15 protein-coding genes are annotated in these 15,742 nt (G+C 54.3%); all 15 read right to left on the bottom strand.

What is annotated here, in order from left to right; translation table 11 throughout:
* Positions 1-29 precede the first annotated feature (29 nt).
* Positions 30-605, bottom strand: coding sequence for an acyltransferase (locus tag FWJ25_RS04740; protein WP_149599124.1), 576 nt, complete (start codon positions 603-605; stop codon positions 30-32).
* An 80-nt stretch (positions 606-685) separates the two neighbouring features.
* Complete coding sequence (locus FWJ25_RS04735) at positions 686-1,633, bottom strand: Gfo/Idh/MocA family protein (RefSeq protein ID WP_149599123.1); 948 nt, start codon at positions 1,631-1,633, stop codon at positions 686-688.
* A gap of 47 nt (positions 1,634-1,680) precedes the next feature.
* Positions 1,681-2,436 carry a Wzz/FepE/Etk N-terminal domain-containing protein gene (locus FWJ25_RS04730; RefSeq protein WP_149599122.1) on the bottom strand — a complete coding sequence of 252 codons (756 nt, stop codon included), beginning with the start codon at positions 2,434-2,436 and terminating at the stop codon, positions 1,681-1,683.
* Between the two features lie 197 nt (positions 2,437-2,633).
* Positions 2,634-4,400 (bottom strand): SLC13 family permease, encoded by a 1,767-nt coding sequence (locus FWJ25_RS04725; protein ID WP_149599121.1) that lies wholly within the window; start codon positions 4,398-4,400, stop codon positions 2,634-2,636.
* A gap of 4 nt (positions 4,401-4,404) precedes the next feature.
* Complete coding sequence (cysC, locus tag FWJ25_RS04720; protein WP_149599120.1) at positions 4,405-5,019, bottom strand: adenylyl-sulfate kinase; 615 nt, start codon at positions 5,017-5,019, stop codon at positions 4,405-4,407.
* Between the two features lie 8 nt (positions 5,020-5,027).
* A complete protein-coding gene (gene cysN, locus FWJ25_RS04715) occupies positions 5,028-6,443 on the bottom strand; it encodes a sulfate adenylyltransferase subunit CysN (RefSeq protein ID WP_149599119.1) in 1,416 nt (471 codons plus the stop codon).
* Positions 6,444-6,452: 9 nt separating this feature from the next.
* On the bottom strand, positions 6,453-7,367 hold the full coding sequence (cysD, locus tag FWJ25_RS04710; protein ID WP_149599118.1) for a sulfate adenylyltransferase subunit CysD: 915 nt from the start codon (positions 7,365-7,367) through the stop codon (positions 6,453-6,455).
* A gap of 9 nt (positions 7,368-7,376) precedes the next feature.
* On the bottom strand, positions 7,377-8,339 hold the full coding sequence (locus FWJ25_RS04705) for a DHH family phosphoesterase (RefSeq protein WP_149599117.1): 963 nt from the start codon (positions 8,337-8,339) through the stop codon (positions 7,377-7,379).
* Positions 8,340-8,379: 40 nt separating this feature from the next.
* A complete protein-coding gene (locus FWJ25_RS04700) occupies positions 8,380-10,365 on the bottom strand; it encodes a capsule polysaccharide biogenesis protein (RefSeq protein WP_149599116.1) in 1,986 nt (661 codons plus the stop codon).
* 242 nt (positions 10,366-10,607) lie between these two features.
* Positions 10,608-11,723 (bottom strand): AAA family ATPase, encoded by a 1,116-nt coding sequence (locus FWJ25_RS04695; RefSeq protein WP_149599115.1) that lies wholly within the window; start codon positions 11,721-11,723, stop codon positions 10,608-10,610.
* Between the two features lie 282 nt (positions 11,724-12,005).
* A complete protein-coding gene (locus FWJ25_RS04690) occupies positions 12,006-12,950 on the bottom strand; it encodes a glycosyltransferase family protein (RefSeq protein ID WP_188093569.1) in 945 nt (314 codons plus the stop codon).
* A gap of 10 nt (positions 12,951-12,960) precedes the next feature.
* Complete coding sequence (locus FWJ25_RS04685) at positions 12,961-13,212, bottom strand: DUF2442 domain-containing protein (RefSeq protein ID WP_149599114.1); 252 nt, start codon at positions 13,210-13,212, stop codon at positions 12,961-12,963.
* Positions 13,196-13,438, bottom strand: a complete 243-nt coding sequence (locus FWJ25_RS04680; RefSeq protein WP_149599113.1) for a DUF4160 domain-containing protein — start codon at positions 13,436-13,438, stop codon at positions 13,196-13,198. The genes FWJ25_RS04685 and FWJ25_RS04680 overlap by 17 nt, the downstream gene beginning before the upstream one ends.
* Before the next feature lie 32 nt (positions 13,439-13,470).
* The gene (gene rfbC, locus FWJ25_RS04675) at positions 13,471-14,016 is read right to left on the bottom strand and encodes a dTDP-4-dehydrorhamnose 3,5-epimerase (RefSeq protein ID WP_149599112.1); all 546 of its coding nucleotides are present in this window, start codon (positions 14,014-14,016) and stop codon (positions 13,471-13,473) included.
* Positions 14,017-14,053: 37 nt separating this feature from the next.
* A complete protein-coding gene (locus FWJ25_RS04670; protein ID WP_188093568.1) occupies positions 14,054-15,649 on the bottom strand; it encodes a glycosyltransferase family 2 protein in 1,596 nt (531 codons plus the stop codon).
* Between the last annotated feature and the right edge of the window lie 93 nt (positions 15,650-15,742).

The following is a 15,742-nucleotide window of genomic DNA, read 5'->3' as shown; positions in this document are numbered from 1 at the left end:
TCACAATGAGTGTTGTCACCTGAACCCGGTCAGGCCTTTGAAAGCACACCACCGGACAGAACATACTTGTCGCCGGTGTGGCTACAAACAGTTTCTGCATCCCCTGTAAGGGGCAAATCCAACTGCTCACCAAACTCGCTCATCCAGCCAATATGCCTCGCCGGCACGCCGACCATCAGAGCATAGGGACGTACATCCTTGTTGATGACTGCACCGGCACCGACAAACGCAAACTCACCAATTTGGACACCACACACTACCGTGCAGTTGGCACCCAAGGTTGCACCCTTCTTCACGAGTGTGTCGCGATATTCACTCTTGCGCTCAATCAGAGAACGAGGGTTGTATACGTTTGTGAATACCATGCTCGGGCCACAGAACACGCCGTCTTCAAGATGGACGTTGTCGTATACCGACACATTGTTCTGAATCTTGCAGTTGTCACCGATAGTTACTTTGTTTCCAATGAACACGTTCTGGCCCATGGACACATTCTTACCAACCCGGGCTCCACCGCATACGTGCACGAAATGCCAAACTCGAGAACCTTCGCCGATTTGAGCCCCCTCATCGACGATAGCACTGGGATGAATGGTTACAGACATATTTGCTCCATCAATTGTCTTTCATGTCCTCTCTTCCACCAATTCAGAGGAGAGGACAAGAGGCAAGCAATAATTGATCATCACCCCTTCAGGAAGGGGTGATAGTCGCCGGTGAGGCCCACAGGCGTAGAGTTTCGAATCGTTGAAACGGTCTCGATGGCAACCCGATTCTCCTCCAGGCCAAACCCACGCCCGGCAAGAATTTCCTCGTAACTCCGAGTATGCAAGTCAGTAAATCCGCCCGAAAACTCAATCTCGTCGCCATCTACTGTGATAGAGCGATAGGTACGCTGGCCCTGTGCTTTGGCACTTTCTGGTACATATTTGTAGTCCACTGACAGGAACCACCGTACCCGTGCCTTTTCATACTCGAGGTAGCCAGCAGCCATCGTATCATCGCTATAATGAACGATATTCCCCTGCAGCTCGCCAAAGATGAAGTGCAACATATCGTAAAAATGCACGCCAATATTGGTTGCAATGCCACCCGATTTTTTCTGGTCTCCTTTCCAGGACTGAAGATACCAATGCCCCCTAGAGGTGATGTACGTCAAGTCAACCTCGTGCTTGGTGCTTCTCTCTTCTGACTGGACTTTCTCCCGCAAAGCAATAATGGACGGGTGAACCCGCAACTGCAGGATAGTGTTAACTTTTTTACCAGTGTCCTTCTCAATATCGAGCAGACCATCGATATTCCAGGGGTTCAACACCAGGGGCTTCTCGCAGATCGCATCAGCTCCAGCACGCAGTGCAAAACGCATGTGGCTATCGTGCAGATAGTTCGGCGAACAGATAGAAATGTAATCAACCGCCCCGCCATTTCTTGCACGCCGCAACTTGTCGATATGGCGATCGAACCGTTCGAACTCAGTAAAAAAATCGGCTTCCGGAAAATGGCTGTCAATGATGCCTACCGAGTCGTTCTTATCCATGGCAGCAATCAGGTCATTCCCAGTATCTTTGATTGCTTTCATGTGACGTGGTGCGATATAGCCAGCGGCACCAATAAGTGCGAACTTTTTAGTCATACTTTATCTCTCAATCTGGGTGTTTCATAAGCCTCGAAGTCAATGAACTATCGAGCCTTCTGTTCTTTCAGCTTTTCTCTGACCAGAGATGCAAACTCAGCGAAGTAGACAGCAACAAACGCTGCCACAAAGCCCAGTACTACGGTAAGTATTGCGATCAGCTTTCGGTTAGGAGCTACTTTTTCGACACTTTCCCGTGCCACTACCACCGATTCGCCAGGCTTCAGGGCATCAAGTATCCCTTCTAGCTCTACCTTTTGCCGAATGGCTTCGGCAACAGCCTGACCCGCTTCTGGGGCCTTGCTGAGCGAGTCCAGAGTTGTCGACACAGACGCAATTCGATTCTCAAGACCGCCCCTGATAACGCCCATAAGCCGATTATCCTTTTCACTTAGTCGTTGGATCAGGGCCGAGTGAATGGCCTTTACGTCTGAAGCGATGCGACGCTCCGCCTCTGACGATATTCTGACCAGGCTCGTCCCCTCAGGATTACTAAACCGCACAGAAAAGGGAAGACGCTCTCCACGCTCAGATTTGTAGGAAGTCTCTAAAAGAGGAAGTTCGTGGGATTGCAAAACTGCAATCACGCGCTCCGGGGTCTCCACCGGTTCCTCTGTTGCTTTTTCAGCAATCTGGTACAGGCTCACGTAGGCGTACTGCTCCGGTTGAAGAAGAGCTACTGCAATTCCTGCTGCAACAAACACCCCTAAAACAACGACGAATAGCCAGATCCGGCGCACGAAGATAGTGGCAAGATCTACCAGGGAGATCTCACTATAACTTTGATCACGTTCCTGATTCATTTCAGCAATTTATCCCTGCATCAGGCTTGCACCTATCCGAACACGCTACCGCCCCACCTACCAGGATCAGTGTAATCAGGCGCTACTGCACCAGCGATCGCGGTGGAAAGCATGACAAATGCAAACGAAAGATTAAAAACGGCGCGATTCTACGCCAATCGGAAGGAAATTTCAGTTACCGGGGGTAAAGGCAGCGCCTAAAACCCCCAAAACAGAGGAATCAACCCAATGGCCACAATCGCCACCAGCATTGACAATGGGAAACCGATACGAACGTAATCGGTGAACTGATACCGCCCCGGGCCATAAACCATGAGATTGGTCTGGTATCCCAGCGGGGTAATGAACGACGCCGATGCAGCAAACATCACCGCAACAGCAAACGGCAGGAACTGCACACCCAGCTGTTCTGACAGCGCCAGGGCAATCGGAAACATCAGGACCGCAGCAGCATTGTTGGTGATCACTTCCGTGAACAGCGCCGTAAGCAGATACACCAGCGCCAGGGCAACCCACGGAGAAAGCGGCCCAAAGCCGAGCAGTCCCTGAGCGATCCATTCGGCGGCGCCCGTCACCGTCATGGCATTGCCCAGCGCAAAGGATGCGGCAATCACCACCAGCACCGGCAGATCCACACTGCGCCGGGCCCGGCTTGCGGTAATACAACCGGACATAATCATTGCGCCAGCAGCCAGGAAAGCCGCTTCCATAATCTGCAACAGCCCAGACGCACTGGCCAGCACCATCAGCCCGAGGATTCCCAGAGCCCTTGGGGCTTTGTGGAAATCTGGCGGAGTGGAGTCGTTCAACGCACTCACCAGCAGAAAGTCCCGGCGGAACCGGTACTGCTCTACAAACTGGTGGCTGGCTTCCAGCAGCAGGGTATCCCCCATACGGAAGGTAATATCCCCCAGCTTACCAGGCACCCGCTTACCTTCTCTGGAAAGCGACAGGATGACCGCATTGAACCGGGTACGGAACTTACTGTCCCGGATGGTGCGGTTCAGTGCCGGAAATTCGGGCCCAAGCACCACTTCCACCAGACACCGCTGGTGGTTCTCGACCGCCAGTTTGTGCACGCTTCCGTTGGCGGGCTTTAATCCCTGAATACGACGCAGTTCACTGGCACACTCGGGCGCACCCACAAAATAGAGCTTGTCGCCCGGTTGCAAGGTCCGATCGGGCTCAACCGCCGTAATCAACCGGCCACCCCGGTCGATTTCGGTGAGGTAGCCGTAATTCAGAGCCCGCAGCCCGGCTTCGGCAATGGTCTTGCCGACCAGCGGGCCGGGACTCATCACCTCAACTTCTACGCCATACTCACGAACCTGATCCAGCTCTTCCGTAACGCCACCGCGGTCTGGCAACAGCTTCGAAGCAAACAAAACCAGGAAAACGCCGCCCACCAGCAGCAATGGAACACCCACCCAGGCCAACTCGAACAAGCCAAGATGAATGCCCAGCCGGCTCTGCAACATGCCGTCCACCACCAGGTTGGTGCTGGTGCCGATCAGCGTACAGGTGCCCCCCAGAATGGCGGCGTAACTGAGGGGAAGAAGAAGCTTGGAGGCGGGAATCCCGAGCCGTTGTGCCCAGTCCTGAATAGCAGGAATGAACATGGCGACCACAGCGGTGTTGTTCATAAACCCACTTAGAATCCCCGTAGGCGCCACCATTCGCAGTTGTGCACCCTTCTCGGTTTTCGGGTGGCCAAGCAGACGCCTGGCTACCCATTGCACTGCCCCGGTCTCCTTGAGCCCTGCCGCAACCACATAGAGAGTCGCGATGGTAATCACGCCCGGGTTACCAAAGCCCGCCAGTGCTTCAGCAGGCACCAATATTCCGGACACTAACAGAAACGCCAGTGCCGCCATCAGAATCAGGTCCGCCGAAATCCGGGAAAGCGCAAGCGCTGATAACACCGCAAGCAGCGTTATCAGCGTCAGTATGCCCTGCCACTCCATGGAGTCAGTCCTTACGGGAGATCAGTCCACGGTCAAGCAAGTAGCCAATCAGCGAGTCCACACATTCATCAACGGTCATGGTTGAGGTATCCAGTCGAACCTCCGGATGGGAAGGCACTTCGTAGGGAGAATCGATCCCCGTAAAGTGCCTGATCTCCCCGGAACGGGCTTTCTGGTAGAGTCCTTTCGGGTCCCGGGATTCGCAGGTTGCCAGCGGGGTATCCATGAACACTTCAATGAACTCCCCGGCCGGAAACAACTTGCGAACCATCCTGCGGTCACTGGTAAACGGCGAGATAAAGGCGCTCATCACAATGAGGCCCGCATCCGCAAACAACTTGCACACCTCACCAACCCGGCGGATGTTCTCTTCCCGGTCTTCATCCGAGAAGCCGAGGTCCTTGCACAGGCCGTGGCGAACGTTATCACCGTCCAGCAGGAACGTGTGGTATCCACGCTCATGCAACGCCACGTCCAGAGCATTGGCGATGGTGGATTTTCCTGAACCGCTGAGCCCGGTAAACCACAGCAGGCAGGGTTTCTGGGCCTTGTTTACAGAACGCTCGGCACGGGACACCTTGTGGTCATGCCATACGATATTCGTGTCAGCCAATGTCATACTCCCTTTTAAACCGGCTTACAGCCCCACTCAGGGTAGTTTTCCCGGATAAACCGGTTCAGGTTCCGTTCTGCCTCGGTGTAGCTGCGATCCGCACGGCCATCACCAGCGCCACCCAGCACCCGCTCGACCATACCCGCTGCAACCGTCACGTTGGTCATCTTGTCGATCAGGATAAAGCTGCCGGTACCCGGGTGGTTCCGGTAATCCTCGACAACCACCTGCTCAGACAGCTCCACATCACAAAGACCAATCGCATTCAGCTCCAGGCCACCGTCAACCTCGGTATTCCGGGCAAGGGTGTTCACGTCCACTTCTTCCAGAACCTGGTTCACATAGCAGTTGGTCACCTTGGTGCCAATCTTGATGCCATACTCGCGGCCCGGCTTCAGTGCCTCTTCGTTCATCCAGACCATGTGGGCGGCAAAGCGGTTACCCATGGCCGGCTGGCTGTTGGCGTGAACCAGCAGATCGCCCCGGGAGATATCCACTTCGTCTTCCAGAGTGACGGTGATGGCATCGCCAGGCCACGCGCGTTCAACTTCGCCTTCGTAGTTGTGAATACCTTTCACCCGGGAGGTCTTGCCGGAAGGCAACACAGCAACCTCATCGCCCTTGTGAATCACACCGCTGGCCAAGGTGCCGCAGTAGCCCCGGAAATCCAGGTTCGGGCGGTTCACGTACTGAACCGGGAAACGCAGATCGGTCACATTCTGGTCTTCCAGAACTTCCACCTGCTCCAGAATGTTCATCAGTGTTTCGCCGTGGTACCAAGGCGTCTGCTCGCTGCGATTCACCACGTTGTCGCCATTGAGGGCTGAGATAGGCACGTAGTAAACATCTTCAAGGCCCAACTGTTCCGCCAGCTTCTGGTATTCAGCACGGATGTTGTTGAACACCTCCTCGGAGAAGTCCACCAGATCCATCTTGTTGATGGCGACAACAATGTGTTTGAGCCCCAACAGGCTGACAATAAAGCTATGACGACGGGACTGAGTGAGCACGCCCTTACGCGCGTCAATCATCACAACCGCCAGGTCACAGGTGGAGGCACCGGTGGCCATATTGCGGGTGTACTGCTCGTGGCCCGGGCAGTCTGCGATGATGAACTTACGCTTGTCCGTCGAGAAATAGCGGTAGGCCACATCAATGGTGATGCCCTGTTCCCGCTCAGAGGCAAGGCCATCCACCAGCAGAGCCAGGTCCAGAGCCTCGCCTGCGTTGCCCTGGCGCTCGTTGTCTTTATGCAGCGCCGCCAGGTGATCTTCAAAAATCAGTTTGGAATCAAACAGCAGACGACCGATCAGGGTGGACTTGCCATCATCAACGCTGCCACAGGTCAGAAAGCGCAGCAGGTCCTTGTTTTCGTGCTGATCCAAATACGCGAGGATATCCGATTCAATCAATTCCGATGCGTGAGACATAACAACTCCTTAGAAATACCCTTCGCGTTTTTTCTGTTCCATGGATGCCGCGGCATCATGATCGATCACCCGGCCCTGACGCTCGGATGTGGTGGTGAGCAGCATCTCCTGAATGATTTCAGGCAGGGTTGCCGCTTCGGATTCGACCGCACCGGTCAGCGGATAGCATCCCAGGGTACGGAAGCGCACACTCTTCATCATCGGCTTCTCGCCCGGCTCCAGAGGCATGCGATCGTCATCCACCATAATCAGGGTGCCATCGCGTTCAACAACGGGTCGCTCTGCTGCGTAGTACAGCGGCACAATGTCGATGTTTTCCAGATAGATGTACTGCCAGATATCCAGCTCGGTCCAGTTGGACAGCGGGAATACACGAATGCTTTCGCCTTTGTTTACCTTGCCGTTATACAGATTCCACAGCTCCGGACGCTGATTTTTCGGGTCCCAGCGGTGGAACTTGTCACGGAAGGAGTACACACGCTCCTTGGCACGGGACTTCTCTTCATCCCGGCGAGCGCCACCAAAGGCTGCATCAAAACCATACTTGTCCAGCGCCTGCTTCAGGGCCTGGGTTTTCATCACGTCGGTGTGCTTGGCACTGCCGTGGGTAAAGGGGCCAATGCCCTGTTTCACACCTTCCTCATTGGTGTGAACAATCAGCTTCATGCCAACCTTTTCAGCCATTTTGTCCCGGAAGGAAATCATTTCCCTGAACTTCCAGGTGGTGTCCACGTGCATCAGCGGGAACGGTGGCTTGCCCGGAGCAAACGCTTTCATGGCCAGGTGCAGCATGACCGCTGAATCCTTACCAATGGAATAAAGCATCACCGGGTTATCAAACTCAGCGGCCACTTCTCGAATAATATGGATGGACTCTGCCTCAAGCTGCTTGAGGTGAGTTTTCCTGGGAGGCGTTAGTGTCATGTTAATCCTTTAGCTCCAGAACTTTGCCATTACGTTTAAAAATTCATTCAGTTGATCGGCGGGCAGCTCATTGATACCCGCTGCCGCCTTGCGCCCACCGCCGGTTGGGAACTGGCGTGCCACCTCATCCGCACCCGTGCGGTTATTGAGAGGCGCCCGAATACTCACCAGATAAGTGCCATCGGCCTTTTCAGTCACAATCCCGCAGGCTTTCTCCGGATTGCGGTTGGCCAACTCGTTGCCAAGAACGCCACTTACCCGCCGGGCCCAGGGCTCATCAGGCAGTTTTACAATCAGCGAGGTTCCCGATTCTGCCAGCACGGGTGCTGCGAGGCCCTGTGCCATATCCGCCTCATAACCATCCCGCAGCCTGGTCCACGCCTCTGGCTCAGAGGCAATCAACGCGAGGGGGTCATCAAACTTTACAAACTCACGGTAAAGATCCGCCGGGTGAAAATGCAGGTCTTCAACCGTGGCACCGTAACCGTTGTAGTTAATACAAACACCCAGGGTTTTCAGCGCTTCGGCCTGCTCCGGCACCAGCCCCGCAGAGGCGGCCAGGTCCTCGGCCACGGCATTCAGGTTATCCCCGAAGGCTGCCGTGATGGCCCAGTTATGGAAACGGCCCTGAAGGTGCTTATCCACCAGCAAACTGGTACAGGTGGTGGGCTGGGTGTCGATCAGCGCGGTGAAACGAGGATCGCCTGGCAGGGTTTCTCCCGGGAAGTGGTGGTCCACATAAAACACCTGCGAACCACCAGCCAGCAGCTGGTCAACCGCATCGCGGTTTTTCTCAAGACTCACGTCCAGAATATTGACCTGAGCCGGTTCACCCGCCGGTACCCGTTTGGCCAATGCGATGTCCCGCTTCACGCCCGTTACCAAGTGTGTTTCCGCGGGCTTCGCCAAGCGAAGCTGGATCAGTGCGCAGATACCGTCTGCGTCTCCGTTGAATACATCGTAGGTTTGCATAACGTCCTTAAAAAATGCTGTTTTCACTCTCAGATTGAACTCAGAACCTCCAGGCTCTCCGGATCAACCTTGAGCAGCGAAGCACTATACCAGCCCGCTTATCAAAATTGTCCCTTTCAGCCTGAATTTCCCGGATCACCGTCTCCACGGAGGCAAATTGCCCAGTAGCCCGGCTGATATAAGTGGGATACAGAATCAACGCTGCAGCCACCAACTCTTCCAGCGACCGCTGGCGAGTGCGGCGCTCACAGGGATGGACGTCCGAGGTTAACCCCCACCCGCTATAGAACGGTTGCCCATAGCAAACAACCGATTTCCCACGGATCAGCGCTTCAAATCCCGCCAGCGAGGTCATCGTGTGCACCTCGTCCACGTGCTCTAGAAGGTGCCCCATATCCTGGTCCACCAGAACCTCGTCGCACCACTGCGCCGCCGAGTGCTCTTCTGCACCAGGTGTTCTCAAACCCGCCACCACATCCGGATGAGGTTTGTAGACAACCCACGCGTCCCGACGCTGCCCCTTCACCTGTTTCAAAAGCTCAAGGTTGGACTTAACCACCGGGGAACCAACACGGATCGACGCGTCGCTCTCCACCTGCCCCGGTACGAGAACCACCTGTCTCGCATCCGACGGGCGCTGCCAGGTCCGGGCGCCGGTGTTGTACTTGGTCGTCCCCAGTGCCTGCAACGTGCAAATCAGCTCGCGGGCCCTCTTCAACAACGCCTCAGAGAATTCGCCGCGCTCAAGAATAGTTTCAAGACGTGACGGCTTTGTGGCGTCGTAATACATACCCACATCATCGAGCACCCAGGACTGGGGCTGAACCAGATCCGCCCCCAAGCCTACTGAACGGATAAACCCGTCCTCTACCCGAATAACCGGCTCCCGGGAGTCTGCAAGCCCCCACACAACTCGAGCAGCTTTCTCCGGAGCCGCCTCAACTCGCTCATCCAGCAACTCACTCCCGGCAAGAAAACGCTTCAATGCCGCCCTTTTCCACAGAGGCACCCTTGGCGAATAGAGCCTTTCGGGAAACCGCTCCCGCTGCTCCCTTTGCAGGGCCAGCCAGCCCAAAACTTGCTCGGGTTCACATCGTTCGCCGGTTTCAGGATCGATATACCGCGGGTAATCCACCAATGCGGCATACACTAGCTGCTCAAGGCTCACCGAATGCCGGAACACCGGTGCAGGCAACGCATCTTCCGTTAGCCCCCGCCCGGCATAGAAGGACATGCCAAACGTGTGCACAGGCTTGCCCCATAACAGTGCTTCAAAGCCCATCTGGGAGGTAACACAGAATACCGCGTCCGCCCCTTCCAGCAGCGAGGGCGCGTGCACATTGTCGCCAATCCATTCAACCCGTTCAGACCTAGCCGATGCCGACTCGCTGAAATACCCCTGCTTACGCCCAGCAACCACATCCGGGTGGGTTTTCAGCAAGATGGTATGGCCAGGAAAGCGTTCCAAGGCCGCCTCCAGCATCCGCTCGAAGCTACCGGCATCCGACTGGCCAAACTGAATGGAAGCATCGCCCACCGTCTGGTCTACCACAAGCACGTACGGTGCCAGATGCTGGTAGCTGCGTTCCCGGGCATGGTTGTACTTGGAGACACGCCCCTGCCGCCACTGAAAAACCAGCGATTGCGCCCGCTCTGCTTGTTGTGCTGACAGGGATTGTTCAAGCAGGGCATCCAAACGACAAGGTTGGTTCGCATCATAGTAGATGCCCTGATCGTCCACGATCAGCGAGAGCGGAGGATTCTCTGCTCCCGGTTCCACAGAGCGAAGAAAGCCGTCTTCCAATCGAATGATGGGCAGGCCAAGCTTTTGTGCCGCTACTTCCGCCTTCGCAGCCGACGGCTTTCGCCCCCAGGCCAGCATGGCCTGAGCCCCCCTGGTGCCAAAACCCGGGCGATAACGTTTTACCGGAAGCCCCACAAACCCGGAAAGCTCAGGTAGATGCTGCAAGGCGGGAGAGGTTGAGAGATAAAAAGAGGAATTACTGGATTCTGGCAACTTGTTCACAGGCCTCTTTCAAGCCGCCATTCAGATGCGAAGTGTTATTTACGGAAGAGCAACGCTCCTGAGCCTTTAACTCCTCCGGAAACAAGCGTCGAACATGTTGCTCACCAGACCCTGAACCGACCGGGACATCTCGTCGCGTGATAGCTACATGGCGTTTACCAAACTTCTTAATCAAATAGCCCCGTACGAAGTGGTAATCCTTTTCCCCTTCACAAAGCACTACAAACCTCAGTTTTTGCCTTTCAGGCATTGGTTCCAATCCATCCTCTGGAAATCAATTCATCAACTTTGATAGGTGCATCACTTTCTGCAGGGCCAATAATTTTCACTCGAGTCGGCCCGGACTGGTTATTACGTTCTAACCAAACTCCATGGCCGGCGGCCAGGAAATTGACCATTCTCGGGTGATGAGAAATAAGCATTGCCTGCAACCGCTGATCTTCAACGAGGTCATACAGCCCATCCAACCAAGGCTGAATTTCAGGAAGCGCGAGGAAGTTTTCAGGCTCGTCAATACACAACGTGGCGCCAGCCTCCTCCGCAACTCCATAAATCAGGGTATACAGAGCAATCAATGCCCTCTGCCCTTCTGACAATTTTGAGAAAAGAAAACTCTGCTTCCCCTCAAAAATCGCCCGAAACACCCTGGCTTCACCCTTCTCTACAGCACTAAGAGAGCGAAACCCAGAAATTCGATCTTGAAGATCATCGGTAGACTCCTGCACAGCCTCAAAGCGACTTTGCACCAGGTAGCGGTACCAATCGACAAGATTACTCATGTCCTTAGTGGGCCTTGTAGATTCCTGACGGCTTTCATCGGCCATATTGAATGGATTAAGGCGCACAACCCAGATACGCTGAATACGCTCCTTAAAGCGCGTCAACCTCTGGTTATCCTTGCGAGCCATCAGAAAGCCTACACCTGATTGATTCCAATCCATCGGGAAATTCGGCCCCTCGGAATGATCATCCCTATATAGCTGAGCCTCTCCGAGTGTTGATTTGAATAATGGCTTGCCGTTGAACTCTAGCGATTCCTTTTGAACACGCTGCTTCTTTTCGAGTTCCGAGTATTCGATCGTCAAGCTATAAAAATAAACGCCTTCATCGGTAGCCAGCTCCAACTCAAGGTGCATCTCTTCACTGTTTGGCAGGGAAGGAAGCTGGCTCTTGTCGTCTATGGAAAACGCAGAGTCCAGCCGCTCTCCGTCCGCCACAAAACGCCGGAGGCTATCCAGTAAATCAAACACCGCCGACTTCCCTGATCCATTGGGCCCCATTATCAAAGACAAAGGTCCAGGTGACAGCTCAAAGTTCACCAACGAACGAAAATTATTTACGTAGAGTTTTTTGATCATAGTGAAAGGCTACCTACCCCGCTTCCAACCTGCCAGAACTAACCACACTTAAATTGATATCGGCCTGCCCGCCCGTTTACCACCTTCCACCTTCTCCCTGGCCGCCTTCCGAATTTCCTTAACCGTGCGTGCACTTATTCCACTTCGTTCACCAACCTCAAGTGCAGTACGCAGTCGGTCAGTCCGCGTGATTGTCTTACCTGAAGACTCCATCGCCACACTCCAAATCAAAGCTCATACGCCTGACGCAAAATAGCACAACTATGAGCCTGTGCCGCACGCTCATTGGTCAATCGATGCCAGAGAATGGAGGAGCAGCTCAGAGCACACCCCCGGCGAAGAAAGCAAATTCAACACCTCCTCCACCCAAACTCCTGGCTCATCCATTGGCAGCAACAGCCCATTTTTCTGATGGGAAATCAAACGCCGGTAAACCGGTGTATCCGCATACACCCCCACTGCCCCTGCGGCTGTGATGTCATAAAATTTCGTCGGCGCGCGGGCCGCATTGAAGGCTGAATCCAACAACGGCGCCAAACCAACGGTGCGCCCGGGGCGCTGGATAAATGCCTTATAGGCTGGCCAGCTCATGGGGTGCACCACGTGAACCCGTGGCAGGTGCGCGAACCGATCGCGGACTTTGCGATCACCCATCACCTCGAAGCACACATCATCCCTTACCGCCAGCAGCTGCTCCACCACCGGCACCAACCACTCCAGCTCGGCACGGTGCGAAGCGGAACCGTGGTAGAACACCGTTTGCATTACGGGCGCTGGCAAGGGTTCCCCCAAACTGCTACGTAGCTTGTGGGGATTACTTGGTTCAAACACCCTCGGCGCCCAGTTAGCGTATTTCTGCGCCAACCAGGGAGACGACACCCACACCTCAGCCCCCACCGACCTCAGCCAGCTCTGATGCCGCCAGGCCAAGCGGAATAACTTACGCTGATAATGCCAGGGCATGCCCCGGAATGCGTGAAGATCAAACAGGTCGTCATCCATGAAGAACACCACCCGGCCCGCCGGGTGTTTTTTCAGGAGCGCCTTCCAGGCCGAAGGAACATAACGGACAAACACGACCGTACTGCCCATCAGGTCTTCAGGCGCAGGGGTTTCGTTAAATGTGAAGGCTTGAACCGACTCCCCGGCCTCAGAGAGAGCCGGCGCAACAAAGAACTCCGTGGAGGGATTTGGGCATTGCTGAACGACAAAAACAGGCACGGGCATCAGTTCGGATCTATGCTGCCCTTGTGCGCTTTGGGTGGGTCTGATCTCCAAGGCCAGCCAGGAGTCCTTCCACACTTATATCTTCATCCAACTCATCCCAATGAATCCCCCTGGCGCTCAGCTCATAGTTCTGCAACTCAGCAACCCCAGCAGACAATAAACGAGGAAACCAGGCCAAAGGAGCCCCTATCGTGCGGCCATCAGATAGCGTCACCCAAAGATTATCTTCATCGAACCAGACCTTCTCAGGCGAAATAGTCATTCCACGCCTCCACGAACTGTTGCTGCTTTGTTTTAGACAACTCCAACAATATCCGAATTGTCCGAGCATCAAAACCATCATTTCTTGCTAATAAAACTTCGGGGACTAGCCAGAATTTTGCTTCCTTACCCGAAGCCCGGACATGAATATGGGGTGACTCCAGAGGATCGCCTTCATTGGAGTAAAAGAAAAAGCGGTACCCCTGATAGCGATATATCACAGGCATAGAGTATTTCCTTCCATGGAAAATAACGAAATTTATTTAAAACACGGTGCGTCCCGGAACAGCAATCCATTGCCATCCTTCTCGGAAACCCGTGGTTCCCCGCCACTCAGCGGCCAATCAATCGCCAGATCCGGATCATTCCAGCGGATGGAGTACTCATCCCCCGGTGCATAGTAATCCGTGCACTTGTACTGGAATTCCGCCTCATCGCTGGTGACATAGAAGGCGTGGGCGAAACCGGGCGGCACCCACAGCATCTGCTTGTTCTCTTCGCTCAGCATCGCACCAACCCATTGGCCGAACGTGGGCGAACTTTTACGCATATCCACAGCCACATCAAACACCTCACCGCGGGTCACCCGAACCAGTTTGCCCTGAGGCTGGTTCAACTGATAGTGCAGGCCCCGAAGGATGCCCTTGGCGGACTTGCTGTGGTTGTCCTGAACGAAGGTGTAATTACCGCAGTGCTCTTCAAACTCGCTCTGGCGGAAGGTTTCTATAAAAAAACCGCGCTCATCGCTAAAAACATCAGCGTAGATCATCACGACTTCGGGAATGGACAAAGGGCAAAACTGCACTGGATTATCTTCTCCTGAGGAGCGCCTATAAATGTATCTACCCGATTAACCGCAACGACAGATCCTCGTGGATCTCCGTAAGGTTCGGATTGTAGTATGGATCGCGCCTGAGCTCTCCTTCCCACGTCCGCCACATGTAATCTACCTCCGCCCTTGAGGCTCTCCTCTTTGCCCTGCCCCCGCCCGTTCCCCGGGAAACAGATTCGTGATGGACAAGAGTAGCGTATGGCGTCCATAAGTTGCGATACCCGAGCCGCTGTACCCGAAGGCATAAATCAACGTCGTTGTAGTTGACCGGCAAGTTATGCTCATCCATACCGCCAACCTGGTCAAACAGTGTTTTTCGCAGAACCAGGCAAGCGGCTGTAACAGCCGACACATTCCTTACGCCCGAAAAAACACCCGAAAAGCGCTGATCGTTCTCGTTTATGAACCGGTACACATGCCCAGCGACTTCGCCAACACCAAGCGCCAATCCTGCATGCTGAATTCGACCACCCGGGTAGACTAACTTCGCCCCTACGCACCCTATGTCCGGCCTGCGTGCCTGACCGACCATTTCATTCAGCCAGTCCCCGTGCAAAGGCTCAATGTCATTATTAACCAACGCCAACAACTCGCCCCGCGCATGCTTCGCACCAAAGTTATTGATGGCCGAGAAGTTAAATTCATGATCCCAGGTCAGTACACGGACACGTTCGTCGCGACGCTTGATAGACTCCAAAAACGCGAGAGTTTCGGGGCAACGGCTCTGATTATCGACAATCAGAACTTCAAACCGCTCATACTCGGTTCGATCAAGAATCGATTCCACACAGGGCTTAAGAACATCAAGGTGATCCCGAGTTGGAATCAGAAACGACACCAAAGGTCTTTTATCAGGAAGTGCCCAAGACACCCGGAGAATCCCATTCTCTGCCGCAACCGATGAGACACCCTGATTTTTCTCCAAGTACCTCTTGGCAAGATCCAATCGGGTTTGACGTTCCACCGCCCCCTCATCGTCGGAACCCCGGTGCAGCAGCACAACAGGTATATGATGGATAACCGGTTTGCCTTCCCCAGCCGCCTTTGCAGCTACCCCATACCAGAGCGTCCTGATATTGGCATCCGGCAAAGACTCATCGAAACCACCCACTTTTTTCAGGTAACCAGCTTTACAGAAGACCGCGTTACCAAGATCCTTACCCGCTCCAAACGCATCAGGATTCCAACCCGTTTTGAACAAGGGTTGGCACCGTTCCCCTTCCAAATCCAGGCTGTCTTCATCTGCAAATAAAAGAGCAGGCTCACCTACGTGACTCTCTGCACTTGCCAACCATTGAAGAATATCTGGAGAAACCCGATCACCGGGTAGCAACACTGCCACCCAGCTACTAAGCTCCGCCAGTTGACCCACTGCCGCGTTAAGCCTCGCCCCCGGAGCCCCCTCAGGAACAACGACAGCGGACACCCCTACCGTCAATAAGTCAGTCGGGATTAACGAAGCCACAGATTCCGTAGCAACCAGCAAACATTGCCCGTTCACGGCACCTATATTCGTTAGCGACGATAAAGAATCACGAACCTTCTGAACATCTTCGGCAGTGTTTACAAGCAACAGGATGATGAGCCTGGCCGAAGATGCACTCACGCTTTTGTCACCCAAAAGGTAAGCATGTTGTTGTGCCCGAATTAACGGCTCATCACTGTGCAGCCATCGCTGATATTCTTTGGAAGAAGAGCA

This window comes from Marinobacter salinexigens (assembly GCF_008370345.1).
GTDB classification, from domain to species: Bacteria; Pseudomonadota; Gammaproteobacteria; order Pseudomonadales; family Oleiphilaceae; genus Marinobacter; species Marinobacter salinexigens.
The sequence above is the reverse complement of the archived record's forward strand: the minus strand, read 5'-3'. Positions and strand labels throughout refer to the sequence as shown.